This is a genomic window from Streptomyces sp. NPDC012827 (assembly GCF_042900905.1).
Lineage (GTDB): Bacteria > Actinomycetota > Actinomycetes > Streptomycetales > Streptomycetaceae > Streptomyces > Streptomyces gulbargensis.
On record NZ_JBIBBY010000001.1, the window covers coordinates 730,908 to 754,149 of the forward strand.

At 73.0% G+C, this 23,242-nt stretch carries 25 protein-coding genes; 13 read left to right on the forward strand and 12 right to left on the reverse strand.

The annotated features are described in order from the left end of the window. The first annotated feature begins 157 nt into the window (after positions 1-157). The 3 genes from ACFY60_RS03275 to ACFY60_RS03285 all read left to right on the forward strand — a co-directional run bounded on the left by ACFY60_RS03275 (position 158) and on the right by ACFY60_RS03285 (position 1,705). Positions 158-685: a MarR family transcriptional regulator gene (locus ACFY60_RS03275; RefSeq protein WP_309051504.1), complete on the forward strand. Its 528-nt coding sequence runs from the start codon at positions 158-160 to the stop codon at positions 683-685. A gap of 32 nt (positions 686-717) precedes the next feature. Continuing rightward, on the forward strand, positions 718-1,443 hold the full coding sequence (locus tag ACFY60_RS03280; RefSeq protein ID WP_388607181.1) for a sigma factor-like helix-turn-helix DNA-binding protein: 726 nt from the start codon (positions 718-720) through the stop codon (positions 1,441-1,443). Between the two features lie 70 nt (positions 1,444-1,513). Continuing rightward, positions 1,514-1,705, forward strand: a complete 192-nt coding sequence (locus tag ACFY60_RS03285; RefSeq protein WP_309051505.1) for a DUF1059 domain-containing protein — start codon at positions 1,514-1,516, stop codon at positions 1,703-1,705. A gap of 126 nt (positions 1,706-1,831) precedes the next feature. Here ACFY60_RS03285 and ACFY60_RS03290 read toward each other — a convergent pair whose 3' ends face one another. Then, a complete protein-coding gene (locus tag ACFY60_RS03290; RefSeq protein ID WP_388607179.1) occupies positions 1,832-2,986 on the reverse strand; it encodes a cystathionine gamma-synthase in 1,155 nt (384 codons plus the stop codon). A gap of 71 nt (positions 2,987-3,057) precedes the next feature. Between ACFY60_RS03290 and ACFY60_RS03295 the strand changes: the two genes are divergently transcribed. Next, on the forward strand, positions 3,058-4,164 hold the full coding sequence (locus tag ACFY60_RS03295; protein WP_388607177.1) for a hypothetical protein: 1,107 nt from the start codon (positions 3,058-3,060) through the stop codon (positions 4,162-4,164). An 84-nt stretch (positions 4,165-4,248) separates the two neighbouring features. Next, a complete protein-coding gene (gene msrA, locus ACFY60_RS03300; RefSeq protein WP_388607176.1) occupies positions 4,249-4,911 on the forward strand; it encodes a peptide-methionine (S)-S-oxide reductase MsrA in 663 nt (220 codons plus the stop codon). Positions 4,912-4,918: 7 nt separating this feature from the next. Here msrA and ACFY60_RS03305 read toward each other — a convergent pair whose 3' ends face one another. Together ACFY60_RS03305 and ACFY60_RS03310 are read right to left on the reverse strand one after the other, a co-directional pair. After that, positions 4,919-5,272 (reverse strand): DUF1330 domain-containing protein, encoded by a 354-nt coding sequence (locus tag ACFY60_RS03305; RefSeq protein ID WP_388607175.1) that lies wholly within the window; start codon positions 5,270-5,272, stop codon positions 4,919-4,921. A gap of 121 nt (positions 5,273-5,393) precedes the next feature. Continuing rightward, positions 5,394-6,437, reverse strand: coding sequence for an NAD(P)-dependent alcohol dehydrogenase (locus ACFY60_RS03310; protein ID WP_388607174.1), 1,044 nt, complete (start codon positions 6,435-6,437; stop codon positions 5,394-5,396). A 130-nt stretch (positions 6,438-6,567) separates the two neighbouring features. On the opposite strand from ACFY60_RS03310, the gene ACFY60_RS03315 reads away from it, so the two are divergent. After that, positions 6,568-7,437, forward strand: coding sequence for a helix-turn-helix domain-containing protein (locus ACFY60_RS03315; RefSeq protein ID WP_388607173.1), 870 nt, complete (start codon positions 6,568-6,570; stop codon positions 7,435-7,437). A gap of 106 nt (positions 7,438-7,543) precedes the next feature. On the opposite strand, the gene ACFY60_RS03320 is transcribed toward ACFY60_RS03315, so the two are convergent. Beyond that, positions 7,544-8,809 carry an Ig-like domain-containing protein gene (locus ACFY60_RS03320; protein ID WP_388607172.1) on the reverse strand — a complete coding sequence of 422 codons (1,266 nt, stop codon included), beginning with the start codon at positions 8,807-8,809 and terminating at the stop codon, positions 7,544-7,546. A gap of 262 nt (positions 8,810-9,071) precedes the next feature. Then, the gene (locus tag ACFY60_RS03325; protein WP_388607171.1) at positions 9,072-9,419 is read right to left on the reverse strand and encodes a hypothetical protein; all 348 of its coding nucleotides are present in this window, start codon (positions 9,417-9,419) and stop codon (positions 9,072-9,074) included. A 109-nt stretch (positions 9,420-9,528) separates the two neighbouring features. Between ACFY60_RS03325 and ACFY60_RS03330 the strand changes: the two genes are divergently transcribed. Next, entirely contained in the window at positions 9,529-9,804 is a 276-nt protein-coding gene (locus tag ACFY60_RS03330; protein ID WP_388607170.1) for a hypothetical protein, read from the forward strand. 95 nt (positions 9,805-9,899) lie between these two features. Here the strand turns inward: ACFY60_RS03330 and hutH are convergent, their stop codons facing one another. The 5 genes from hutH to ACFY60_RS03355 all read right to left on the reverse strand — a co-directional run bounded on the left by hutH (position 9,900) and on the right by ACFY60_RS03355 (position 16,108). Further along, positions 9,900-11,441: a histidine ammonia-lyase gene (gene hutH, locus ACFY60_RS03335; RefSeq protein WP_388608143.1), complete on the reverse strand. Its 1,542-nt coding sequence runs from the start codon at positions 11,439-11,441 to the stop codon at positions 9,900-9,902. A gap of 141 nt (positions 11,442-11,582) precedes the next feature. Beyond that, positions 11,583-12,719, reverse strand: coding sequence for a diguanylate cyclase domain-containing protein (locus ACFY60_RS03340; RefSeq protein ID WP_388607169.1), 1,137 nt, complete (start codon positions 12,717-12,719; stop codon positions 11,583-11,585). A gap of 225 nt (positions 12,720-12,944) precedes the next feature. Next, complete coding sequence (locus tag ACFY60_RS03345) at positions 12,945-13,751, reverse strand: enoyl-CoA hydratase/isomerase family protein (RefSeq protein WP_388607167.1); 807 nt, start codon at positions 13,749-13,751, stop codon at positions 12,945-12,947. A 38-nt stretch (positions 13,752-13,789) separates the two neighbouring features. Further along, a complete protein-coding gene (locus ACFY60_RS03350) occupies positions 13,790-14,938 on the reverse strand; it encodes an adenylate/guanylate cyclase domain-containing protein (protein WP_388607165.1) in 1,149 nt (382 codons plus the stop codon). 318 nt (positions 14,939-15,256) lie between these two features. Then, positions 15,257-16,108, reverse strand: coding sequence for a biotin--[acetyl-CoA-carboxylase] ligase (locus ACFY60_RS03355; protein ID WP_388607163.1), 852 nt, complete (start codon positions 16,106-16,108; stop codon positions 15,257-15,259). Positions 16,109-16,242: 134 nt separating this feature from the next. Between ACFY60_RS03355 and ACFY60_RS03360 the strand changes: the two genes are divergently transcribed. Together ACFY60_RS03360 and ACFY60_RS03365 are read left to right on the forward strand one after the other, a co-directional pair. Continuing rightward, on the forward strand, positions 16,243-17,835 hold the full coding sequence (locus ACFY60_RS03360; RefSeq protein WP_388607162.1) for an acyl-CoA carboxylase subunit beta: 1,593 nt from the start codon (positions 16,243-16,245) through the stop codon (positions 17,833-17,835). A gap of 18 nt (positions 17,836-17,853) precedes the next feature. Further along, the gene (locus ACFY60_RS03365; protein WP_309051849.1) at positions 17,854-18,063 is read left to right on the forward strand and encodes an acyl-CoA carboxylase subunit epsilon; all 210 of its coding nucleotides are present in this window, start codon (positions 17,854-17,856) and stop codon (positions 18,061-18,063) included. Between the two features lie 81 nt (positions 18,064-18,144). Here ACFY60_RS03365 and ACFY60_RS03370 read toward each other — a convergent pair whose 3' ends face one another. Then, on the reverse strand, positions 18,145-19,560 hold the full coding sequence (locus tag ACFY60_RS03370) for an MFS transporter (RefSeq protein WP_388607159.1): 1,416 nt from the start codon (positions 19,558-19,560) through the stop codon (positions 18,145-18,147). Between the two features lie 70 nt (positions 19,561-19,630). Here ACFY60_RS03370 and ACFY60_RS03375 point away from each other — a divergent pair, with 70 nt between their 5' ends. The 3 genes from ACFY60_RS03375 to ACFY60_RS03385 all read left to right on the forward strand — a co-directional run bounded on the left by ACFY60_RS03375 (position 19,631) and on the right by ACFY60_RS03385 (position 21,195). After that, positions 19,631-20,266, forward strand: a complete 636-nt coding sequence (locus ACFY60_RS03375; protein ID WP_388607158.1) for a TetR/AcrR family transcriptional regulator — start codon at positions 19,631-19,633, stop codon at positions 20,264-20,266. 71 nt (positions 20,267-20,337) lie between these two features. Next, positions 20,338-20,466, forward strand: coding sequence for a morphogenic membrane protein MmpB (mmpB, locus tag ACFY60_RS03380; RefSeq protein ID WP_309051851.1), 129 nt, complete (start codon positions 20,338-20,340; stop codon positions 20,464-20,466). A 123-nt stretch (positions 20,467-20,589) separates the two neighbouring features. Continuing rightward, a complete protein-coding gene (locus tag ACFY60_RS03385) occupies positions 20,590-21,195 on the forward strand; it encodes a nucleoside triphosphate pyrophosphatase (RefSeq protein ID WP_309051853.1) in 606 nt (201 codons plus the stop codon). 38 nt (positions 21,196-21,233) lie between these two features. Here ACFY60_RS03385 and ACFY60_RS03390 read toward each other — a convergent pair whose 3' ends face one another. Continuing rightward, positions 21,234-21,767, reverse strand: coding sequence for a hypothetical protein (locus tag ACFY60_RS03390; RefSeq protein ID WP_388607156.1), 534 nt, complete (start codon positions 21,765-21,767; stop codon positions 21,234-21,236). Between the two features lie 365 nt (positions 21,768-22,132). Here ACFY60_RS03390 and ACFY60_RS03395 point away from each other — a divergent pair. Beyond that, on the forward strand, positions 22,133-23,242 hold a 1,110-nt coding region (locus ACFY60_RS03395; protein ID WP_388617701.1), incomplete at its 3' end, for an acetyl/propionyl/methylcrotonyl-CoA carboxylase subunit alpha.

The window sequence follows — 23,242 nt, forward strand, 5'->3', positions numbered from 1 at the left end:
CAGCAAGTCTCGCAGCTCACCGCTCGCCCGGCCGCCCGGCGAACGGCGGGGAGTGCGGGCCCGTACCGGGTTTGCGCACGGCCGGTACGGACCCCCGGTCGTCCGCGTACTCTTTCCCCCACCACCCGACCACCCCCGCACGAGAGAGCCCCCAGCCATGCCCACATCTCAGGACATGACGACTGAGCTTGACCCCGGTCTCCTCGATGCCCTCCAGCACCAGGTGGCCGTCTTCGCCCGCCGGGCCGAGCAGACCCGGCTCGGCGGCACGGGCCAGCTCCGCAACTCCATGGACCGCGCCGCCTATCTCCTCCTCAACCGGCTCGACCAGGAAGGTCCCATGGGCGTCAAGGCGCTCGCGGCGGGCATGGGCATCGACTCCTCCACGGTGACCCGCCAGGTCGCGCCCCTGGTCGACACCGGGCTGGTCAAGCGGACCTCGCACCCGGAGGACGGGCGCGCGGTCGTCCTCCAGCTCTCCCCGCGCGGGCTTGCCCGCCTGGAGGAGGTCCGGTCCTCCCGCCGGCAGCTGATGGCCGAGGTCACCGAAGGCTGGACGGAGGCCGAACGCGAGTCCTTCTGCACGCTCCTCACCCGCTTCAACACCGCGCTCTCCGCCCGCCAGTCGGGGCACGGCGGTCCGGCCGGCGGCCCCGCCGGAAGCGAGTCGGTGCCGACCTCTTGACCGGGCCCGCCCTGTGACCCCTCCATGAGGACATGGCGGAGCGGCGGAACCCGCGGAGCGGTCGACGGGCCGGGCACGCCCCGGACTTCGAGGCGTTCGTGGCCGGGGCGGCCGGCCGGCTGCTGCACGCGGCGACCTTCCTGACCGCCGAGCCCCTGGAGGACAACCCGCGCGCTCGGGCCCTCCTCACCGCCGCCCTCGCACATACGTACGCGGTGGGGGACCGGCTGCGCGACGAGGACCCGTACGACCGCGCCCGCCGCGACCTCGCCGCCCGCTTCGCCCGCCGCACCCGGCGCCGCCGCACCGGCCGGGGCGGGGTGCTCGCCCCGCTCACGCGCCAGGAGCGGCTCGTCGTCGTCCTGCGGCTGTACGAGGGGGTCGCGGAGGAGCAGGCGGCGGCGCTGCTCGGCCTCTCCGAGGCGCGTGTCCGGGCGGTGTGCGCCCGCGCGGTCGCGGCCCTGCGGGACGCCGCCGGCCCCGCCCCCGCTCCCGGGGGGCGCCGCGCGAGCCGCCACGAGGACCGGGAGGCGGCGGTCAGGCGGCTGCTCGAGACCCCCCGCCCGCCCGTTCCCGCCGGGCTCGCCGGCCGCGCCGCCGAGCGCGGCGCCCGCCTGGCCCGCCGACGGCGGGCCGCCCGCTGCCTGCTGGGGACCCTCGGCGCGCTCGCCGTCCTCGTCTTCCTCGTATGGGCCTCGGCGGCCCGCCCGTGGGAGGCGCCTCCGGCGGAGACGACGCCGGTCTTCGAGGAGTGGTAGTCCACCGGCGCCGCCCGCCACGGCCTAGCCTGGAAGGGACGGCATGCGCACCCGTGCCGAGGAGGCTGTCATGACCAGGAAAGTCGCCGACTGCCGCAGGACGCCGAGCGTCATGAACTGCACCCTCACCATCAGCGGTGAGGAGGAGGAAGTCGTCCGGGCCGCCGCCGAGCACGCGGTCTCCGTCCACGGACATCCCGATTCGCTGGAGCTGCGCGCGGAGATCCGGGCGAGCCTGGAGGACGAGAGGACACCCGTGTGAGGAGACCCCGGCCCGACGCCGCCGGGCGCCCCTCCGAGGGGGCGCCCGGCGGCCGCGCGTACCGGGGGACCTAGGCCGTGTCTTTCGGATCTTGCCGGGCTCGCGGCCTGATCCAGAAGACACGACCTAGCCGAGCGCCTCGCGCAGGTCCGCGAGCAGGTCGTCGGCGTTCTCGATGCCGACCGAGAGGCGGACCAGGTCGGCCGGGACCTCCAGGGCCGAGCCCGCGACGCTGGCGTGCGTCATCCGGCCGGGGTGCTCGATCAGCGACTCGACGCCGCCGAGGGACTCGCCGAGGGTGAACAGCTTGGCGCGGTTGCAGACCTCGACCGCCGCCTGCTCGCCGCCCCGCACCCGGAACGACACCATGCCGCCGAAGGACCGCATCTGCTTCGCGGCGATCTCGTGGCCGGGGTGGTCCGGGAGGCCCGGGTAGAGGACCTGCGTGACCTCGGGGTGGCGGGTGAGCATGTCCGCGATTTTGGTGGCGTTCTCGCCGTGCCGGTCCATGCGCACCGCGAGCGTCTTGATGCCGCGCAGCACGATCCACGAGTCGAACGGACCGGCGACCGCGCCCATCGCGTTCTGGTGGTAGGCGAGCTCCTCGCCGAGCGCCTCGTCGGCCGTGACCAGGGCGCCGCCGACCACGTCGGAGTGACCGCCCATGTACTTGGTCAGCGAGTGCACCACCACGTCGGCGCCGAGCGCCAGCGGCTGCTGGAGGTACGGCGAGGCGAAGGTGTTGTCGACCACCAGCTTCACCCCGGCGTGCCGGGCCACGCCCGCGACGGCCTCGATGTCGGTGATGCCGAGCAGCGGGTTCGAGGGGGTCTCGACCCAGATGAGCTTCGTCCGCTCGTTGACGGCCTCGCGCACCGAGGCGATGTCGGAGGTGTTCGCCACCGAGAAGTCCACGCCCCAGCGCTCCACCACCTTCGCGAAGAGACGGAAGGTGCCGCCGTAGGCGTCGTTCGGGATGACGACGTGGTCGCCCGGCGCGAGCAGCGCGCGCAGCAGGCAGTCCTCGGCGGCCAGGCCCGAGGCGAAGGCGAGACCGCGCCGGCCGCCCTCCAGGGCCGCCAGGTTCTCCTCCAGGGCGGTACGGGTGGGGTTGGCGCTGCGGCTGTACTCGTAACCGCCGCGCAGACCGCCCACACCGTCCTGCTTGTAGGTGGAGACCTGGTAGATGGGCGGGACGACCGCGCCGGTCAGCGGGTCGGCGGTGTTGCCCGCGTGGATCGCGCGGGTCTCGAAGCTCTGGTGGCTGTGCTGGTGGCTCATGGTCAGGAGCGTAGTGCCGTGTGCACGCCGCCGCCTCGTTCGTCTCAGCGGGTGTCCTGGACAATGGACACATGGACATTCTCTGGTTCCTGATCGCGCTCGGGCTGCTGTTCGGCGTCCTCGGCCCCTACCTGCTCCGCCGGCGCGGGGGCGGGATCCGGCTGGCCGCACCGGGCTCGCCCGACGCGGCGGACCCGGAGGCGTACGGCTTCGTCCGGCAGGAGGAGCAGGACGTGCGGCTGCCGGGGCCGGACGCCGATCTCCTCGACGTGCTCGACGTCGTCAGGGCCACGCAGGACTGGCGGGCCGCCTCCCAGCTCCTCGCCGGTACGCCGAAGGAGGGCGAGGTGCGCTGGCAGCGCGTCCAGGCCTTCGCGGGCGCGGCCTGTCTGGAGCTCCAGGAGCGGCCGGGCGCGGGCGGGGCGTGGTTGCGGGCGTGGCGGGCGGAGGCGCCGAAGGACGCGGGCGGCGCGGCGGTGCACGCGGAGTTCCTGGTGCAGCAGGCGTGGCGTTCCTCGGCGGTGGGCAGCGACGAGTTCCGGATCATCCTGGAGGAGGCGCGGAAGGTCACCGAGGAGGCGGCGCTGCTGGCTCCGGGCGACCCCGTCCCGTACATCACGCAACTGGCGGTGGCGCGCGGTCTCGGCTACAGCCACGAGCAGTTCGACCAGGTGTGGGCGGAGGTCATCGACCGGGCACCGCAGCACATGGGGGCGCATCTGGCGGCGCTGCACTACTGGTGCGAGAAGTGGCACGGTTCGCGGGAGGAGGCGGACCACTTCGCGACGACGGCCGCGGCGCGGGCCCCGCGCGGCTCGCTGCTCGCCGCGCTGCCGCTGTTCGCGGTCTTCGAGCACGTCCCGGACGTGGTGCTGGTGCGGGACTTCTTCCGTACGGCGGTGGTGTCGAAGGCGCTCGACGGCGCGCTGTACGCGGTGCACTCCGCCCGCCCCGACGACCCGATGCTGGCGCACGTGCGGCACCTGCTGGTGTGGTTCCTGGTGCGGGGCGAGCGCTGGGCCGAGGCGATGCACCAGCTGGTGCGGGTGGACGGTCACGTGGGCGCGGTGCCGTGGACGCTGAGCGCGGACCCGGCGGCGGAGTACACGGTCCACCGGAACATGGCGGTGGCGGGGTACGAGGCGAACGGCGGCAGCCCGATGACGCTGCGGCACTAGGCCGTGTCCGTGACGTCGCGCCCGGGGAATCCGGCCGGCGTCCCGGACGTTGTGAGGAGGCCGACCGTCGAGGAGAGATGCAGCATGTTCCTGTCCCGCACCCCCGTCCTGCCCACCCCCGAGCAGGCGCTGCGCGGCCGCCCGGAGCCCGAGTTCTCCGTCCCCGAGCGCCACACCGTCCTCGGCACGCCGCTGCTGGGCCCGTACCCGGAGGGCTTGGAGGTCGCCGACTTCGGCCTGGGCTGTTTCTGGGGCGCCGAGCGGAAGTTCTGGCAGACCGAGGGCGTCTGGACGACGGTCGTCGGCTACCAGGGCGGCTACACGCCGAACCCGGTGTACGAGGAGGTCTGCTCGGGCCTCACCGGCCACACGGAGGTCGTCCGCGTGGTCTTCGACCCGTCGAAGGTGTCGTACGCGGACCTCCTGAAGGTCTTCTGGGAGTCCCACGACCCGACGCAGGGCTTCCGCCAGGGCAACGACGTGGGCACGCAGTACCGCTCGGCCGTTTACACCCACTCCCCCGCGCAGGCGGAGACCGCCGAGGCCTCCCGCGCCGCCTACCAGAAGGTCCTGACGGCCGCGGGCCACGCGGAGATCACCACGCAGGTCCTGCCGGCCGCCGAGCGGCCGTTCTACCCGGCGGAGGGGTACCACCAGCAGTACCTGGACAAGAATCCGGGCGGCTACTGCGGCATCGGCGGCACGGGCGTCTCCTGCCCGGTCGGCGTGACGGGGACCGAGGGCTGACGCTGCGTCAGTTCCGGGTCGCCGCCGCGCGCAGCAGGGCCGCGGTGGTGGCCGGGTCGTAGTCCTCGGCGACGCCGTCGACGATCAGGATGTCCCCGGGGATGTGGCGGGTGCGCAGCGGGACGAGGGCCTGGTAGGCCTCGGAGTCGTACCAGGCGCGGGCGTCCTCGTACGTCGGGAAGCCGACGAGCACGAGGGCGCCGGGCCACTCGCCCTCGCGGACCTCGCGGCGGGTGGCGCCGTGGACGAGGAAGCGGCCGCCGAAGGGGTCCAGGGTGGCCTGGATGCGCTCCATGTAGGTGAGGACCTCCTCGTGGGGCTCACCGGACGGCTGCAGGTTCGCTATCGCGTATGCGGTCATGGCACGAGCATGCCGGGGCACGGCCTCCGGGGTCGATTACCCCGGAGGTCATGCCCCGGCGGTCGTGCCGGACGGACGCCCCGCGGGGCCGCCGGATGGACGGACGCCCCGCGGGACTGCCTCAGATGGTCGACGTGTCGATGACGAAGCGGTAGCGCACGTCGCTCGCGAGGACCCGCTCGTAGGCCTCGTTGATCCGGTCGGCGGGGATCACCTCGATCTCGGCGCCCAGGCCGTGCGCGGCGCAGAAGTCGAGCATCTCCTGGGTCTCGGCGATGGAGCCGATCATCGATCCGGCCAGGGTGCGGCGGCCGTTGATGAGGGAGAAGAGGTTGAGCGAGACGGGCTCCTCGGGGGCGCCGACGTTCACCAGGGCCCCGTCGGTCTTCACCAGGCTCAGGTAGGCGCTCAGGTCGAGCGGCGCGGAGACGGTGGAGACGACGAGGTCGAAGGTGCCGGCGAGCGTCTCGAAGGTGGCCGGGTCGGCGGTGGCGTAGTAGTGGTCGGCGCCGAGCCGCAGACCGTCCTCCCGCTTCTTGAGCGACTGGCTGAGGACGGTCACCTCGGCGCCGAGCGCGTGGGCGATCTTGACGCCCATGTGGCCGAGGCCGCCGAGGCCGACGATCGCGACCTTCTTGCCGGGTCCCGCCTTCCAGTGCACGAGCGGCGAGTAGAGGGTGATGCCGGCGCAGAGCAGCGGGGCGGCCTCGTCCAGTGCGATGCCCTCGGGGATGCGCAGGGTGTAGTTCTCGTCCACCACGACGTGGGTGGAGTAGCCGCCGTAGGTGGGCTCGCCGTCCTTGCCGTGGTCGTTGTACGTGCCGGTGACGCCGCGCTCGCAGTACTGCTCCAGGCCCCGCAGGCAGTGGTCGCAGGTGCGGCAGGAGTCGACGAAGCAGCCGACGCCGACCCGGTCGCCGACCCGGAACTTCGTGACGCCGGACCCGGTCTCGGCGACGACGCCGGCGATCTCGTGGCCGGGGACCATCGGGAAGATGCCCTCGCCCCAGCCGTCGCGGGCCTGGTGGATGTCGGAGTGGCAGATGCCGGCGTACTTGATCTCGATGAGGACGTCGTGCTCGCCGACGGCCCGGCGCGGCACGGTCGTGCGCTCCAGGGGGGCGTGGGCGGCAGGGGCGGCGTAAGCGGGAACGTGCGTGGTCATGGGGACGAGCCTGCCGGGGTCGTACGCCGTCACCCAGCCCTCTGTTCTGCCTACGACCGGCGTGCCTACCACTGGCAGGGTCAGGATCGTACGTCCGGCGGCGCGCGTGCGGCGGCGATACTTGGGACGCATGGACCTCAGTGCCGAACTCAGTGAATTCCTCCGGTCCCGGCGGGCCCGGCTGAAGCCGCAGGACGTGGGGCTGCCCGAGTTCGGGCGGCACCGGCGGGTGCCGGGGCTGCGCCGGGAGGAGCTGGCGCAGCTGGCCGGTGTGTCGGTGGCGTACTACACGCGTCTGGAGCAGGGCAACGGGCGCAACGTGTCCATGGAGGTCCTGGACTCGATCGCGCGGGCGCTGCGGCTGAGCGACACGGAGCGGGCCCATCTGACGCACCTGGCGAAGCCGACGGTGAAGAAGCGGCAGCGGGCGGCGATCGCCCGTCCGCAGCGGGTGCGGCCGGGGGTGGCGCATCTGCTGGACGCGATGACGGAGGTGCCGGCGCTGCTGCTCGGGCGGCGCCTGGACATCCTGGCGTGGAACCGGATGGCGCGGGCGGTCTTCGGTGACCTGGAGACCTGGGAGCCGCACGACCGGAACATGGCCCGGATGGTGTTCCTGGACCCCAACGCCCGGGATCTGTACGTGGAGTGGCAGTGCAAGGCCGTCGAGGTGGTGAGCGCGCTGCGGCTGTACGCGGGCTGTTATCCGGACGACCCGGAGCTGCTGGCCCTCGTCGGTGAGCTGTCGGTGCGCAGTGAGGAGTTCCGTTCGCTGTGGGCGGCGCACACGGTGACCGACAAGGGGCACGGGACGAAGATCCTGCGGCATCCGCTGGTGGGCGAGATGACGCTGTCGTACGAGTCGCTGAAGGTGGCGGGGGACGACCCGGACCTGATGCTGGTGACGTACCAGGCGGAGCCCGGCTCGGCGTCGGCGGACGCGCTGCGGCTGCTCGCGCAGTGGGGCGCGCAGGAGCCGGCGGGGGCCGCGCGGGAGTGAGGCGCGCGGGCGCGGGAACGGCGAAGGCCCCCTCCGGTGGGAGGGGGCCTTCGCCGTGGTGCGCTCGGCTGGTGGCGACGCCGGCGCCGCCACCAGCCGCCACGGGTCAGACGGCCGAGCCGGCCTTCCAGTCGGCCCAGCTCATGTTCCAGCCGTTGAGGCCGTTGTCGGGGGCGATCGTCTTGTCCTTGGAGTTCTTGACGATCACGACGTCACCGACGATGGAGCGGTCGTAGAACCAGGCGGCCATCTGGTTGGGGTCGCCGGCGCCCTTGACGTCGTTGAGGCCCACGCAGCCGTGGCTGGTGTTGGACGAGCCGAAGATTGAGTCCGGGCCCCAGTAGTTGCCGTGGATGAAGGTGCCGGAGGTGGACAGGCGCATGGCGTGCGGCACGTCCTTGATGTCGTACTCGCCCTTGCCGTCGGAGTCGGTGAAGCCGACGGTGGCGCCGTTCATCCGGGTCTCCTTGAACTTCTCGGAGATCACCATCTGACCGTTGTAGGTCGGGTTCTCCGGGGAGCCGGCGGAGATCGGGATCGTCTTGACCGTCTTGCCGTCCTGGGTGACCGTCATCGTCTTGGTGGCGACGTCGACGGTGGAGACCTGGTTGCGGCCGATCTTGAAGGTGACCGTCTTCTGCTGGACGCCGTACACGCCTTCCGCGCCCTCGACGCCGTCGAGGTTCAGCTTGAGGGTCACGGTCGAGCCCTCGGCCCAGTACTTCTCGGGCCGGAAGTCGAGGCGCTGGGAGTTGAACCAGTGGCCGACGACCTCCTGGCCGGAGCTGGAGGACACCGAGATGCCGCTCTGGACGGCCTTCTTGTCGCTGATCTCCTTGTTGAAGGTGATCGAGACCGGCATGCCGACACCGACGGTCGAGCCGGCCTCCGGGGTGAAGTTGCCGATGAAACTGTTGGCCTTGGACACCGTGGTGAAGGAGGAGTTCTCGTGCGCCTCCAGGCCCTCCGCGTCCACGGCCGTCGCCGCGATCTTGTAGACCGTCGCGCGCTCCAGCTGCTCCGTGGGCTTCCAGCTCAGTCCGTCGGCCGCTATCTCGCCCTTGACCGCCTTGCCGTCCCCGGAGGTCATGGTGACCTCGGTGAGCTTGCCCTGGGCCACGGTGACCTTGGTGTCCTTGTTGATCGACGCGTTCTGGGCACCGCTCTCCGGGGAGATGGTGATCTGCGCCTTGGAGGTCTTCTGGGCAGCCGCCTCGTCGATCTGGTCCTGAGACTGAGGGGTCGTGGGAGCGGAGGCGCCGTCCTTGTCGCCGTCGTTGCACGCCGAGAGCACCAACACGCCGCTGAGCACCGCGGCCGCGGCCGCCAGGCTCCTGCGCCGCTTGCCGTCCGTCATCACACGCTTCTCCATCGTCGCCGATTCCCTGTCAACTCTGTAAAACACGCATCACACCCCGTGCGGTTCCAAAACCGGACGGGGTGTGGGGAACGCCACTGCTCCCCGCGGAACACCACGGAGGACCATGGAACACCACTGACCGACACGCGCCCGCGCGGCCCGTGGTTCCCCCGAGCGGACCGGACGGCGGTGCCGGGGCGCGGGAAGGCCCCGGGACGCCGTCCCGGGGCCTCGCGGTCAGGACCCTGCCCGCCCGGGGGCGGGTGCGGGGTCCTCAGGGGCGGTCGGCGTCCTCGTCGTCCTCGTCGTCCCCATCTTCCTCGCCGAGGTCCCACTCCAGGGCATCGGGGTCGTAGTCGATCTCCTCGCTGCTCCAGGAGGCCTGGACCATCTCGATGCCGGGGACGTCGCGGATCAGGTCGAAGGGCTCGACGAGGTACGCGAGCGCCTCGGCACTGTCCTCCTGAACGGCGGAGCGGGCGTGGGCGCGCTCCTCCTCGGGCATGAACTCGTCGGCGTCGATCCGCCCCTCGGCGGCCTCGGTCAGCTCGGCGGGGCCGCTGATCTCCAGGACGACGTCGACACGAAGACGTACATAGCGTGCTGTCTCGGAAGTACTCATGGACCGGAGCGTAGGTCCGGGGAGGCCTCGGCTTTCCCGCGACCCGCTGTGTTCACTAGCATCGGCGCACCGCCTCTTCCTCGGTTTCCGCAAGGGGGATCGACACTCCGTGTCCACCGCTCGACGCCCACTGCTGACCGCCACCGCCGCGGGGACGCTGCTCTGCGCCCTGTGGTTCGTGCCGTCCGCCAACGCCACCGACGACCCGGGCGGGAGCGGGGTGCGGGTCGGCACCCACCACGAGAGCTCCGGGACGCAGGGCGCGCGCCTGGCGGAGACCGGGCAGCTCGACACCGTGCCGTACGTGCTGGGCGGGACCGGATTCCTGGGCGTGGGCGCCGGCTTCGTGGCGCTGGCGATGCACCGGCGCGGCCGGGCGTCCTGACCGGCGCGGCCGGGGCCGTATCCGTACGACGGAGGGCCGCCCCCGGGATCGGGGGCGGCCCTTCGCGCACGTGGGCGGGTACGGGTCCCGGCCGGTCAGGCCAGGGGGCCGGTCACGGGCTCGACGGCGGCGACGAGACGGCCCTCGCGGACGAAGGCGTCGGCGGCGGCCAGGTCGGGGGCGAGGAAGCGGTCCGGGCCGGGGCCCTGGACGCCGGCGGCGCGCAGGGCGTCGATGGCGGCCTGTGAGGCGGGCGCCGGGGTGAGGCCCTCGCGCAGTTCGATGCCGCGGGTGGCGGCGTACAGCTCGACGGCGATGACCCGGTTGAGGTTGCCGATCGCGGTGCGCAGCTTGCGGGCGGCGGACCAGCCCATGGAGACGTGGTCCTCCTGCATGGCGGAGGACGGGATGGAGTCGGCGGAGGCCGGGACGGCGAGCCGCTTCATCTCGCTGACCAGGGCGGCCTGCGTGTACTGGGCGATCATCAGGCCCGAGTCGACGCCGGCGTCCTCCGCGAGGAAGGGCGGCAGGCCGTGCGAGCGGTTCTTGTCGAGGAGCCGGTCGGTACGGCGCTCCGCGATGGAACCGAGGTCGGCGGCGGCGATGGCGAGGAAGTCCAGGACGTACGCGACGGGGGCGCCGTGGAAGTTGCCGTTGGAGCGGACCTGGCCGTCCTCCAGGACGACGGGGTTGTCGACGGCGGCGGCCAGCTCCCGCTCGGCGACGAGCCGGGCGTGGGCGAGGGTGTCGCGGCCGGCGCCGGCGACCTGCGGCGCGCAGCGGATCGAGTACGCGTCCTGGACGCGGGGGGCCTCGCCCGCCTGGAAGTGGCCGGTGAGACCGGAGCCCTTCAGGACGGCCAGCATGTTGGCGGCGGAGGCGGCCTGGCCGGGGTGGGGGCGGATGGAGTGCAGCTCGGGTTCGAGGACCTTCTCGGTGCCGAGGAGGGCTTCGAGGGAGAGGGCGGCGGTGACGTCGGCCGACTTGTAGAGGGTGTCGAGGTCGGCGAGGGCCATGATCAGCATGCCGAGCATGCCGTCGGTGCCGTTGAGGAGGGCGAGGCCCTCCTTCTCCTTCAGTTCCACGGGGGAGATGCCGTGCTCGGCGAGCAGCTCGCCGGCGGGGCGGACCGTGCCGTCGGGGCCCTCGGCGTCGCCCTCGCCCATGAGGGCGAGGGCGCAGTGGGAGAGCGGCGCGAGGTCGCCGGAGCAGCCGAGGGAACCGTACTCGTGCACGACCGGGGTGATGCCGGCGTTGAGCACGTCGGCCATGGTCCGCGCGACCTCGGGGCGGACGCCGGTGCGGCCGGAGGCGACGGTCTTCAGCCGCAGGAACATCAGGGCGCGGACGACCTCGCGCTCCACGCGCGGGCCCATGCCGGCGGCGTGCGAGCGGACGATGTTGCGCTGGAGCTGGGCGCGGAGTTCCTGGCTGATGTGCCGGGTGGCGAGCGCGCCGAATCCGGTGGAGACCCCGTAGACGGGCTCGGGCTTGGCGGCGAGCGCGTCCACGACGGCGCGGGAGGCGGCGAGCGCCTGCACGGCCTCGGGCGACAGCTCGACGCGGGCGCCGTGACGGGCGACGTCGATGACGTCCTGCGGGGTCGTGCCGGACGTGCCGAGGACGACTGTCTGCATATCCATATTCAGCACCCTACGGATTGAAGACCGACATGTCACTAGGCGATGTGTCACGGCCCGGCGGCGGTCGGGGTCCTTACCGGCGGCTCGGGGGCGAGGCGGCCCACCGGCCCGCGCGCGCCCCCGCCGCCCGCGCCCTCACGGCTGCTCGGGCGGGAGGTCGGGCGTCGGGGCGTCGCGGAAGCGGCGGCGGTCGCGGGAGGGGGACGGGGTGTCCGCGAGGCGGATGACCGTGCCGTCGCGGCCCGCCACGACCGGCTTGGCCGAGCGGGCCGCCTTGGCCCGGTACTGGGCCGCGTCCGCGAGGCGGAAGAGGCGGCGGGCGGACTTGAGCGGGCCGATGGGGTCGCCGGTGGACGCCACCCCGCAGGCCACTCCCTCGCCCAGCTCCAGCTCCGCCGCCCGTCCGCACAGTTCCTCGGCGACCGCGACCACCTCGTCCGCCGTCGGGCCGACCGTCAGCAGGCAGAACTCGTCGCCGCCGAGCCGGGCCGCCAGCGCGCCCGGGAGCCGGGCACCGCAGCGGGAGAGGACGGAGCCGAAGCGTTCGAGGAGCCGGTCGCCCACGGCGTGGCCGTGGGTGTCGTTGACCCGCTTGAGGCCGTTGAGGTCGCAGACCATCAGGCTGACGACGGAGCCGTCCGCCCGGTAGCGCTCGATGGCCTCGTCCAGACGGGTGTCGACGGCGCGCCGGTTCGCGAGGCCGGTGAGCGGGTCGGTGAAGGCGAGCTTCCGCACCTCCTCCAGCCGCTCCGCCTGCGCGATCCCGGCCGCGACGACCGCCGCGAGGACGGTGGCGAAGTCCGCGTCCGCCCTGGCGAAAGGTTTCGCCCCGGCGGGCCGGGCGACGTACAGCTCCCCCCACGCCCGGCCGTGGAGCACGATCGGCGCGACGACGCAGCTGCCCCGGCCGCGCCGCCGCAAGGCCAGGACCCGGCTGGTCGGGAGGGGGTCGTCGGCGGCCTCCACCCAGGCGTCCGGCTCACCCCCGCCCGCCCACTGCGCGTGCAGGAACTCGGTGATCTCCGGGAACTGATGGACGGGGTACGTCTCCGAGTCCGGGAACTCCTCCTCGCCCTCGGCCCGCTCCCCGGCGTTCACCAGGACCTTCAGCCGGCCGTGGTCCCGTTCCCAGACCGACAGCGCGGCGAAGGTGCCGTCGAGCCCGTCGCCCGCGCCGAGCGCCGCCGCCCGCCAGAACTCCCGCGGCGTGTGCGCGGCCGCCATGCCCTGCGCCAGTGCCACCACGGCCCGCAGCCGCCCGTCCTCACCCATTCCTCCAGCTTAGGGAGGTTTGAACCGATTTCCCCTTCGAGACGTCACGGAAAGTGACACATTCCGGTTGTCGGGAGGTCGGAAGGGGGCGGAGATCAGCGGATCATCGCACCGGTCGGTGGGGCGCGGCGGAACTCCGCCGCGAACGGGCCGAGAGGGTGTCTTGTCGATCGAACCGCGAGCCCGGCAAGATCGGCGAGACACCGCCGGGGGGCCAGGCCGCCGTCACTCCCCGGGCCACTCCGGCTTCCGCTTCTCGTTGAACGCCGCCACACCCTCCGCCCGGTCGCCCGAGAAGGCCACCGACCGCCAGGCCGCGTCCTCGACCTCCAGGCCCGCCCGCAGGTCGAGGCCGTGACCGAGCCGCATCGCCTTCTTGGCGGCCCGCAGGCCGACCGGCGAGTTCGCCGCCATCCGGCCCGCCAGTTCGAGCGCGGCCGTCCGCGCGTCCTCCGCCAGCACGTCGACCAGGCCCAGCTCGCGCGCCTCGGCGGCCTCCACCCGCCGGGCGGTGAAGACGAGTTCGGCGGCGCGCGCCGCGCCCACCCGGCGCGGCAGCAGCTGCGTACCGCCGCCGCCGGGGATGACGCCCACCGAGACCTCGGGCAGGCCGACGACGGCGGTGGCGTCGGCCACGATCACGTCGCAGGCGAGGGCCAGCTCGTAGCCGCCGCCCAGGGCGAAGCCGTGCACGGCGGCGACGGTCGGCATCGGCAGGTCGAGCACGCCCGTGTACGCGGCGCGGGCCGTCGGACGCTGGCGGACGAGTTCGGCGTCGGTGAAGGAGTTCCGCTCCTTCAGGTCGGCGCCGACGCAGAAGGCCCGGTCGTGGGAGGAGGTCAGGACGGTGACGCGGGCGGAGGTGTCGGCGGCGAGCGCCTCGCAGGCGGCGGCGAGGGAGCGGGCCATCTCGGAGGAGACCGCGTTCATCGCCTTGGGCCGGTCGAGGACGAGCTCCGCCACGTGCCCGTCCCGCCGGACCACCACGAACTCACCAAAACGCTGCTCGGACTGCTCGGACTGAGCGGACATGCTGAGGCCCTCCCGGTTAACGACGGTTCACCGGGATCCTAGGTGGGACGGCGGCTCAGGAGCCAGGGTTCGATCATGCCGAGACCGCGCACGGGGCGCTGCCACATCGGCTGGAGGGCGAAGCGGTAGGCGGCGGCCTTGCGGCCCTCCTTCGCGGCGCGGGCGGCCTCCTCCGCCGCCTCCGCCTCGGAGACGGGTGCTTCACCGGTCCTGGTCAGCTCCTCGGCGAGGGCGCTGTCGACCAGGACGGCGTCCTTCGGCGCTATCGAGGTGAGGCGGCTGGCCAGATTGACGGTGGTGCCGAAGACGTCACCCATGCGGGTCGTCACGGTGCCGAAGGCGATGCCGACGCGGAGGGCCGGCATGGTCTCGTCGTGGCTGAGGGTCTCGATGAGCCGCAGGGCGATCTCGGCGGCGATGCCGGCGTCGTCCGCCGCGTACAGCACCTCGTCGCCGAGGGTCTTGATGAGCCGGCCGCCGTGCGCGGCGACGAGGTCGGCGCAGGTGGTCTCGAAGGCCTCGACCAGTTCGCCGAGCTCGGCCTCCTCCAGGCGGCGGGTGAGCCGGGTGAAGCCGACCAGGTCCGCGAAGCCGACGGCGAGCCGGCGGTCGACCATCTCCTCGTCGTCCTGCGCCTGCACGACCCGGCCGGTGGCGGCGGCGAGCTGGCGCCGCCAGACGTAGATGAGGAACTCCTCCAGCTCGGGCAGGAGCAGCTCCACCAGGGGGTACGTGACCTCGGTGCGGGTCATGCCGGGCTCGGGCGGCTCGGTGAGGTCCTCCAGGAAGGAGTCGATCTGCCACTCCGCGAGCCGGGCGGTGGTCTGTCCGGTGGAGCGGGCCACCTGGACGGCCATCGGCTCGCTGAGCAGCCCGGCCTCGACCAGGCCGGCGAGGCGGCGCAGGGCCAGCACGTCGGCCTCGGTGAGCGCCTTGGCCTGACCGATGTCCGCGAAGCCCATCGCGCGCCAGAAGCGGGAGGCCAGTTCCATGGAGACGCCGGCGGTGCGGGCGGCCTGGAAGGGGGTGTAGCGGCGGTCGGCTCCGAGGATCAGCTGTTCCAGGCGGATGGCGAGGGGGTCGTCGGACGGCTCGGCCGTGTGGTCGACGGCGTGGTGGGGGGTGGGGTAGGTGGGCTGCTCGGGCGGCTCGGCCCCGCCGTCCGAGTTCTCGTCGTCGACGGTCACCGGCCGCCTCCTGCCCGTTCCCTGCCCACTTGCCCTGCCGATCTGTCGCCTGGATCGCGCTCCACGATACGACAGGTGTGGGCTGGCTCACGCCCGAACCGCCCCCGGCCCCCCGACCGGGCCCTTTCGAGGAGTCCCCGCCGCCGCCCAGGTCAGGCGGCGCGAGGCGTACGGAACCCGGCGCCGGAGCGGCTGCGGTACGGCCCCGGGCCGGGGGCCCGCACGCGCGCGTGCGCCCGGCCCACGGAGTCCGTGGCCCCCCGGGCGCCCCGGCGCGGGGAGCTGGCCCGGGTCCGTGCCGGGGGGCCGGGTCGCGCGTCAGGCCGTCGCGCGGACGTGGACGATGTCGCCCGCGCCGACCGCCTCCGTACCGCCGCCCTCCGTCGCCACGACGAGGCGGCCGTCGCCGTCGAGGGCGATGGCCTCGCCTTCGAGCATCCGTTCGCCGGGGAGGTCGGCGCGGACGCGGCGGCCGAGGGTGGCGCAGCCGGCGGCGTAGGCCGCCTGGAGCCCGGAGGCCTCGGGGTCGCCACCCGCCCGGACCCAGTCGCCGTACCACTGGGCGAGAGAGCGCAGGACGGCCCGCAGGAGGGTGTCGCGGTCGGTGGAGACGGCGTCGGCGAGGAGCAGGGAGCCGGCGGTGGGGACGGGGAGTTCGTCCGCACGGAGGGTGACGTTGATGCCGAGGCCGATGACGACGCCGTCGGGTCCGGCCCGCTCGGCGAGGATCCCGCCGGTCTTGCGTTCCTCGCCGCCGACGGAAACCAGGAGGTCGTTGGGCCATTTGAGGGACAGGTCGACACCGGCCGCCCGGCCGAGTCCGGCCGCGGCGGCGACACCGGTGAGGAGCGGGAGCCAGCCCCACCGCTCGGCGGGCACGTCGGGCTTGAGGAGGACGGACAGGAAGAGGCCGGAGCGGGCGGGTGCCGACCAGGTGCGGTCGAGGCGGCCGCGGCCGTGGGTCTGCTCCTCGGCGACGAGCACCGCGCCCTCGGGCAGTTCGCCGGCGCGGGCGGCGAGGTCGCTGTTGGTGGAGCCGGTGGTGGCGACCACGTCCAGCGAGGTCCAGAGCCCACCGGGGAGCACGAGCGCGCGGCGCAGGGAGGTGGCGTTCAGGGGCGGCCTGTCGAGGTCGGACCAGGGTCCGCCGGAGCCTTGGGAGGACGTCATGCAAGCCAGACTAGGTGTGGCAAAGACCGCACTGCGCGGCCGTATCGGCGCCGATACGCTACGGGTCAGTAGGCCAGCAGTAGCCCATTCGTAGTCAACGAACCCCCCGTGACCAGGCAGGGAGCCGCATCCCGATGTCCGAGCCGGCAGAGCAGTACGAGATCGACATTCACACGACCGCGGGCAAGATCGCGGACCTCAAGCGCCGTATCGACGAGGCCACCCACGCCGGCTCGGAGCGTGCCGTGGAGAAGCAGCACGCGAAGGGGAAGCTGACCGCGCGGGAGCGGATCGCGCTGCTCCTGGACGAGGGCTCCTTCGTCGAGCTGGACGAGCTGGCCCGCCACCGGTCCACCAACTTCGGTCTGGAGAACAACCGCCCGTACGGGGACGGCGTCGTCACCGGCTACGGCACGGTCGACGGCCGTCCGGTCGCCGTCTTCTCGCAGGACTTCACCGTCTTCGGCGGCGCGCTCGGCGAGACGTACGGCCAGAAGATCATCAAGGTCATGGACTTCGCCCTGAAGACGGGCTGCCCGGTCATCGGCATCAACGACTCCGGTGGCGCGCGCATCCAGGAGGGCGTGAGCGCGCTCGGCATGTACGGCGAGATCTTCCGCCGCAACACCCACGCCTCGGGCGTCATCCCGCAGATCTCGCTGATCGTCGGCCCCTGCGCGGGCGGCGCGGTGTACTCCCCCGCGATCACCGACTTCACGGTGATGGTCGACCGCACGTCGCACATGTTCATCACCGGGCCGGACGTCATCAAGACGGTCACGGGTGAGGACGTCGGCTTCGAGGAGCTGGGCGGCGCCCGTACCCACAACACCACCTCGGGCGTGGCGCACCACCTGTCGGGTGACGAGAAGGACGCCGTCGAGTACGTCAAGCAGCTGCTGTCGTACCTGCCGTCGAACAACCTGTCGGAGCCGCCCGCCTTCCCGGAGACGGCGGACACCGAGGTGAGCGACGAGGACCGCGAGCTGGACACGCTCATCCCGGACTCGGCGAACCAGCCGTACGACATGCACAAGGTCATCGAGCACGTCGTGGACGACGGCGAGTTCCTGGAGACGCAGGCGCTGTTCGCGCCGAACATCGTCACCGGCTTCGGCCGGGTCGAGGGCTTCCCGGTCGGTGTGGTCGCCAACCAGCCGATGCAGTTCGCCGGCTGTCTGGACATCAACGCCTCGGAGAAGGCGGCCCGGTTCGTCCGCACCTGCGACGCCTTCAACATCCCGGTCCTCACCTTCGTGGACGTCCCGGGCTTCCTGCCGGGCGTCGACCAGGAGTACGGCGGCATCATCCGGCGCGGCGCGAAGCTCATCTACGCGTACGCCGAGGCGACGGTCCCGCTGATCACGGTCATCACCCGGAAGGCCTTCGGCGGCGCCTACGACGTGATGGGCTCCAAGCACCTCGGCGCGGACCTCAACCTGGCGTGGCCGACGGCGCAGATCGCCGTCATGGGCGCGCAGGGCGCGGTGAACATCCTGCACCGGCGGACGATCGCGGAGGCGGACGACGTCGAGGCCACGCGGGCGCGGCTGATCCAGGAGTACGAGGACACCCTGCTCAACCCCTACACGGCGGCCGAGCGCGGGTACATCGACGCCGTGATCCTGCCGTCCGACACGCGGTCGCAGATCGTCAAGGGGCTGCGTCAGCTGCGCACCAAGCGGGAATCCCTGCCTCCGAAGAAGCACGGCAACATCCCGCTCTAGGCTCCGGGAGGACCACAGATGATCAAGGTCGTACGAGGAAATCCCACGCCGGAGGAGCTGGCCGCCGCACTGGCGGTGGTCCAGGCGCGGGCCGCCGCCGTGGCGGCGGCCGCCGAGGGCACCGGCCCCGCCGTGCCGGAGGGCTGGTCGGACCCGTCCCGTATCGCGCGTTCGGTACGGCACCGGCCCGGGCCGCGCGCCTGGGCGCGGTCCTACTGGCCCGCCTGAGCCCCGCGCCGCTCCCGGCGGTGAGCGACGGAAGGCCGGACTCCCGGGGGGGGTCCGGCCTTCCGCGTGCCCGGAGCGGGCTCACGCGCGGCGGAGGAAGAGGCCCGCGAGCACGGCTCCGGCGGCGACGATCCCGGCGTTGACGAGGACCGCGAGGCCGATGCCGTCGAGGAGGACGGGGGCGGTGACGACGACGGCGCTCATGATCGGCGTGCCCATGGTGATGCCGATCTGCTGGGTCATGGTGGCGAGGCCGGTCGCCATGCCCTGCTCCTCGTCGGGGAGGCCGGAGGTGGCGGTGACCATGAACCCGACGATCGCGAGCATGTTGCCGACGCCGCCCGCGAAGGTCGCCGCGAGGAGCAGCCACAGTCCGTCGCGGCCCTCGCCGAGGCCGTAGAGGGCGAGGGTGGCGGCGGCCTGGAGGAGACCGCCGGCGACGAGGGCGGTGCGGGCCCCGAACCGGCCGATGAAGCGGGAGGCGAGGACCCCGCCGAGGATCGTGCCGGCGCCGAGGACGCCGAAGGAGAGGCCGGCGGCGAGCGGGGAGAAGCCGAGGACGTCCTGGAGGTAGAGGGTCATGAGGAAGACCAGCGAGGTCTCGGTGACGAAGGCGACCAGTCCGGCGAGGTTGCCCCAGACGACGGTCCGGCGGCGCAGCACCCGCAGGGGGACGAGGGGGGCCGAGGCCCGCCGCTCGACCAGACCGAAGGCGGCGAGCAGAACGGCTCCGGCGGCGAGGGCGGTGAGCGCGGTGGGGTCGGTCCAGCCGTGTTCGCCGGCGACCGTCAGGCCGTAGACGAGGGCGAGGAGGCCGCCGGTGACGGTGACGGCGCCGGGGACGTCGAGGCGCGGCCGGCCGGCCGGGCGGCTCTCGCGCAGGACGGCGGGTGCGACGAGGACGACGGCGAGGGCGACGGGCACGTTGATGAAGAACGCCCAGCGCCAGGAGAGCAGGTCGGTGAGGACGCCGCCGAGGATCGCGCCGGTGGTGAAACCGGCCGACATCAGCGCTCCGTTGAGGCCGAGCGCGCGGGCGCGCAGCGGCCCCTCGGGGAAGGAGGCGGTGAGCAGGGAGAGCCCCGCGGGGGTGACGGCGGCGGTGGCGAGGCCCTGGGCGACGCGGGCGGCCATCAGCATCTCGGGGCCGGTGGCGAGACCGCCGACGAGTGAGGAGACGCCGAGCAACGCCATGCCGCCGAGGAAGACGCGGCGGCGGCCGAGGAGATCGGCGATCCGGCCGAAGAGGAGCGTGAAGCCGGCGGCGGCGAGCGCGAAGGCGGTGGCGATCCACTGGAGACCGCCGAGGCTGAAGCCGAGGCCCTGGCCGATGACGGGGAGGGCGACGTTCAGGATCGAGAAGTCGACGGCCAGCATGAACTGGGCGAGGAGGAGGACGACCAGGACGAGCCGCATGCGGCCGGTCATGCGGGTGGGTTCCGCCGGCGCGTCGGCGAGGGCGGGTGCGGTGGAGGTGGGGAGATCCAGGGCAGCCATGCGTACGACCCCTTAATGGGAAGCGAGTTCCGTTAAGATGTCCCGTACCGTAGCAGAGTCGAAGGCCTTAATGGAACAGGAGACCCGTTTGACTGAGACCCGGCCGACCTCGCCCGGCACTCAGCGCCCCGGCGGCCGCACCGCCAAGGTCCGCAGGGCCGTCCTCGACGCCACCCTCGACGCGCTCGCCGAGACCGGCTTCCACACCCTCCAGATGGACCGCGTCGCCGCCGACGCGGGCGTCGGCAAGACGACCGTCTACCGGCGCTGGGGCACTCCCGTGGGTCTGGTCACCGACCTCCTCCACGACATGGCCGAGCAGTCCCTGCCCGCCTCCGACACCGGCAGCCTGGCGGGCGACCTGCGCGCCAACGCCGCTCTCGTACGCGAGACCCTCACCGACCCCCGCATGGGCGCCGTCTTCCGCGCGGTCATCGCCGCCGCCTCCTGCGACGAGGAGTGCGCCCGCGCGCTGGCCGGCTTCTACCGGACCCGGCTCGCCGAATGGGCCCCGGTCGTCGTCCGGGGCGTCGCACGCGGCGAGGCCCCGGAGGGGACCGACCCCACGGAACTGCTGCGGGCGGTCTCGGCCCCGCTCTACTACCGCTTCGCGGTCACCGGGGAGGAGGTCACCCCCGCCGTGGCCGAACGGGCGGTGGCGGCGGCCCTGGCCGCGGCGCGGGCGGGGGTGTTCGTCGACGCGTAGTCACCCCGGACCGGGACGGCTGAGTATCCGTACTCAGGCGTTCCGGCCCTTCCCGGCCGGAGGATCGGAGCATGCTGTGGTCCGACCCCAAGAACCAGCCGCCGAAGTTCATGCGCGAGATGCAGGCCATGCTCCGCCGGGCGGGCGTGCTGCTCGCCCTGGCGATGGTCGTGGCCATGTTCGCGGTGAGCGCGCGCTAGGCGGGGGGCCGACGTGGGGCGGGGCCCGGCCCGGGCGCGGCGGACCACGGCCGGCACCACCCCGGCCCGGCCCGTGAGCGCACGTCAGGCACCCGGCCGCCCCGGCCGATTAGGCTGGGAACCATGACTGCTGAGCTTCGCCGTGTCGTCCTCGCCTCCGCCTCCCCCGCCCGGCTCGGGCTGCTCCGGCAGGCCGGGCTCGCCCCCGAGGTCATCGTGAGCGGGGTCGACGAGGACAAGGTCCAGGCCCCCACCCCGGCCGAACTCGCGCTCACGCTCGCGGAGGCGAAGGCCGCCCATGTGGCCGCCCGGCCCGAGGTGTTCGGCGCGCTCGTCATCGGCTGCGACTCGGTCCTGGAGCTGGACGGGCAGGCCCTCGGCAAGCCGGCCGACGCCGAGGAGGCCACCGCGCGCTGGAAGGCGATGCGCGGCCGGGTGGGCGTCCTCCAGACGGGTCACTGCGTGTACGACACGGCCGCCAAGCGCTTCGAGTCGGCGACGGCCTCCACCGTGGTCCGGTTCGGCGAGCCGACGGACGAGGAGATCGCGGCGTACGTGGCGAGCGGCGAACCGCTCCACGTGGCGGGCGCGTTCACCCTGGACGGGCGCTCGGCGCCGTTCATCGAGGGCATCGACGGCGACCCCGGCAACGTGATCGGCCTGTCGCTGCCGCTGCTCCGCCGGCTCCTCGCGAAGCTGGACGTACGGATCACCGACCTCTGGGCCTGAGCCTCAGGCCCCGGCCCACCGGCCCGCGGGCCCGATCCTCAGGCCCCGGCCGGCGCCGCCGGTTCCGGCCCCGTCTCCACCCCCGGACCCGGAGCCGGGCGGCTCGCCGGCACGGCCACCGCGCCCGGCTCGTGCCCACCGCCCGGCGCCTGCGGCGTCCCGGGGGTGTCGGTCTCCTTCCCGTACGCCACCAGGGTGAGGACGATCAGCCCCACCACCAGCATCAGCAGGGCGAAGGCGCCCCAGCCGATCAGGCCGACGGCGACCGCGCCGAGGAGGGCGTGCACGAGCGCGCAGCCGATGAGCAGGCCCCGGCCGAAGCGGCCGGGGCGGCGGTCACGGACGCCCGCGAGCAGGGCGACGAGGGCGCAGGCGGCGAGCGCGATCCCGGAGCCGATCCCGAGGGCCCAGGTGCCGGTGACCATGGCGTCCGGTTCGAGGCCGTCGAGGGACATGGACTGGGCCTCGACGAAACGGGCCATGACGGCGTTCAGGAGGACGATGCCGGGCGCTTCGGCGAGCAGCACCGCCGCCGTCACGAGAGCTATCGGTCTGCGGGCCACCTCGGCCACCCCCTGGATTCACCTGTTACCGCCAGTACGATCGACGACGCGAAGGCTACTGGCCGGTAAATCGCTGGACAAGGGTTCGTACGTCAACGCCCGGGCGCGGACGGTCCGGCAAAGAATCCCGCGGGCGTTCGTAGGGACCCCACAAAGAAACCCGAATGGCCACTGGCCGGGGGAACAGAGACCTGCGCCACACCTCGGAGCTACTGTCTCGTAAAGGAACCCTGCGTACCGTGGTGCGACAAGGGATTTCACGACCCCAGCACGCCTCGAATCACGCTCCGTGTGGGCAAGCTCACCACTGGGGACGGGTCGAAAGGCCGTGTCGGCAGTCCCTAAACTCAGCTTGTTTCAAGGAGGGAGCCATCGTGCGCAAGGTGCTCATCGCCAACCGTGGCGAAATCGCTGTCCGTGTCGCCCGGGCGTGCCGGGATGCCGGTATCGGCAGCGTGGCCGTGTATGCCGATCCGGACCGGGACGCTCTGCATGTCCGGGCGGCGGACGAGGCGTTCGCTCTGGGCGGTGACACTCCGGCCACCAGCTACCTGGACATGGACAAGGTGCTGCAGGCCGCGAAGGACTCCGGCGCGGACGCGGTCCACCCCGGTTACGGATTCCTCTCGGAGAACGCCGACTTCGCCCAGGCCGTGCTGGACGCCGGGCTGATCTGGATCGGCCCGCCGCCGCAGGCCATCCGGGACCTGGGCGACAAGGTCGCCGCCCGGCACATCGCCCAGCGCGCCGGCGCCCCCCTGGTCGCCGGCACCCCCGACCCCGTCTCCGGCGCCGAGGAGGTCGTCGCCTTCGCCGAGCAGCACGGCCTGCCCATCGCGATCAAGGCCGCCTTCGGCGGCGGCGGCCGCGGCCTGAAGGTCGCCCGCACCCTGGAAGAAGTCCCCGAACTCTACGACTCCGCCGTCCGCGAGGCCGTCGCCGCCTTCGGCCGCGGCGAATGCTTCGTCGAGCGCTACCTCGACAAGCCCCGCCACGTCGAGACCCAGTGCCTGGCCGACACCCACGGCAACGTCGTCGTCGTCTCCACCCGCGACTGCTCCCTCCAGCGCCGCCACCAAAAACTCGTCGAGGAAGCCCCCGCCCCCTTCCTCACCGACGAACAGAACAAGCAGCTCTACGCCGCCTCCAAGGCCATCCTGAAGGAAGCCGGCTACGTCGGCGCCGGCACCGTGGAATTCCTCGTCGGCCTCGACGGCACCATCTCCTTCCTCGAGGTCAACACCCGCCTCCAGGTCGAACACCCCGTCACCGAGGAAGTCACCGGCATCGACCTGGTCCGGGAGATGTTCCGCATCGCCGACGGCGAGCCCCTCGGCTACGACGACCCCGAGATCCGCGGCCACTCCTTCGAGTTCCGCATCAACGGCGAGGACCCCGGCCGCAACTTCCTGCCCGCCCCCGGCACCGTCACCCTCTTCGCCCCGCCCACCGGCCCCGGCGTCCGCCTCGACGCCGGCGTCGAA

Coding starts and splice junctions, on each gene's coding strand:
- ACFY60_RS03275 (WP_309051504.1), top strand. CDS start 158: ATGCCCACATCTCAGGACATGACGACTGAGCTTGACCCCGGTCTCCTC.
- ACFY60_RS03280 (WP_388607181.1), top strand. CDS start 718: ATGGCGGAGCGGCGGAACCCGCGGAGCGGTCGACGGGCCGGGCACGCC.
- ACFY60_RS03285 (WP_309051505.1), top strand. CDS start 1,514: ATGACCAGGAAAGTCGCCGACTGCCGCAGGACGCCGAGCGTCATGAAC.
- ACFY60_RS03290 (WP_388607179.1), bottom strand. CDS start 2,986: ATGAGCCACCAGCACAGCCACCAGAGCTTCGAGACCCGCGCGATCCAC.
- ACFY60_RS03295 (WP_388607177.1), top strand. CDS start 3,058: ATGGACATTCTCTGGTTCCTGATCGCGCTCGGGCTGCTGTTCGGCGTC.
- msrA (WP_388607176.1), top strand. CDS start 4,249: ATGTTCCTGTCCCGCACCCCCGTCCTGCCCACCCCCGAGCAGGCGCTG.
- ACFY60_RS03305 (WP_388607175.1), bottom strand. CDS start 5,272: ATGACCGCATACGCGATAGCGAACCTGCAGCCGTCCGGTGAGCCCCAC.
- ACFY60_RS03310 (WP_388607174.1), bottom strand. CDS start 6,437: ATGACCACGCACGTTCCCGCTTACGCCGCCCCTGCCGCCCACGCCCCC.
- ACFY60_RS03315 (WP_388607173.1), top strand. CDS start 6,568: ATGGACCTCAGTGCCGAACTCAGTGAATTCCTCCGGTCCCGGCGGGCC.
- ACFY60_RS03320 (WP_388607172.1), bottom strand. CDS start 8,809: ATGGAGAAGCGTGTGATGACGGACGGCAAGCGGCGCAGGAGCCTGGCG.
- ACFY60_RS03325 (WP_388607171.1), bottom strand. CDS start 9,419: ATGAGTACTTCCGAGACAGCACGCTATGTACGTCTTCGTGTCGACGTC.
- hutH (WP_388608143.1), bottom strand. CDS start 11,441: ATGCAGACAGTCGTCCTCGGCACGTCCGGCACGACCCCGCAGGACGTC.
- ACFY60_RS03340 (WP_388607169.1), bottom strand. CDS start 12,719: ATGGGTGAGGACGGGCGGCTGCGGGCCGTGGTGGCACTGGCGCAGGGC.
- ACFY60_RS03345 (WP_388607167.1), bottom strand. CDS start 13,751: ATGTCCGCTCAGTCCGAGCAGTCCGAGCAGCGTTTTGGTGAGTTCGTG.
- ACFY60_RS03355 (WP_388607163.1), bottom strand. CDS start 16,108: ATGACGTCCTCCCAAGGCTCCGGCGGACCCTGGTCCGACCTCGACAGG.
- ACFY60_RS03360 (WP_388607162.1), top strand. CDS start 16,243: ATGTCCGAGCCGGCAGAGCAGTACGAGATCGACATTCACACGACCGCG.
- ACFY60_RS03365 (WP_309051849.1), top strand. CDS start 17,854: ATGATCAAGGTCGTACGAGGAAATCCCACGCCGGAGGAGCTGGCCGCC.
- ACFY60_RS03370 (WP_388607159.1), bottom strand. CDS start 19,560: ATGGCTGCCCTGGATCTCCCCACCTCCACCGCACCCGCCCTCGCCGAC.
- ACFY60_RS03375 (WP_388607158.1), top strand. CDS start 19,631: ATGGAACAGGAGACCCGTTTGACTGAGACCCGGCCGACCTCGCCCGGC.
- mmpB (WP_309051851.1), top strand. CDS start 20,338: ATGCTGTGGTCCGACCCCAAGAACCAGCCGCCGAAGTTCATGCGCGAG.
- ACFY60_RS03385 (WP_309051853.1), top strand. CDS start 20,590: ATGACTGCTGAGCTTCGCCGTGTCGTCCTCGCCTCCGCCTCCCCCGCC.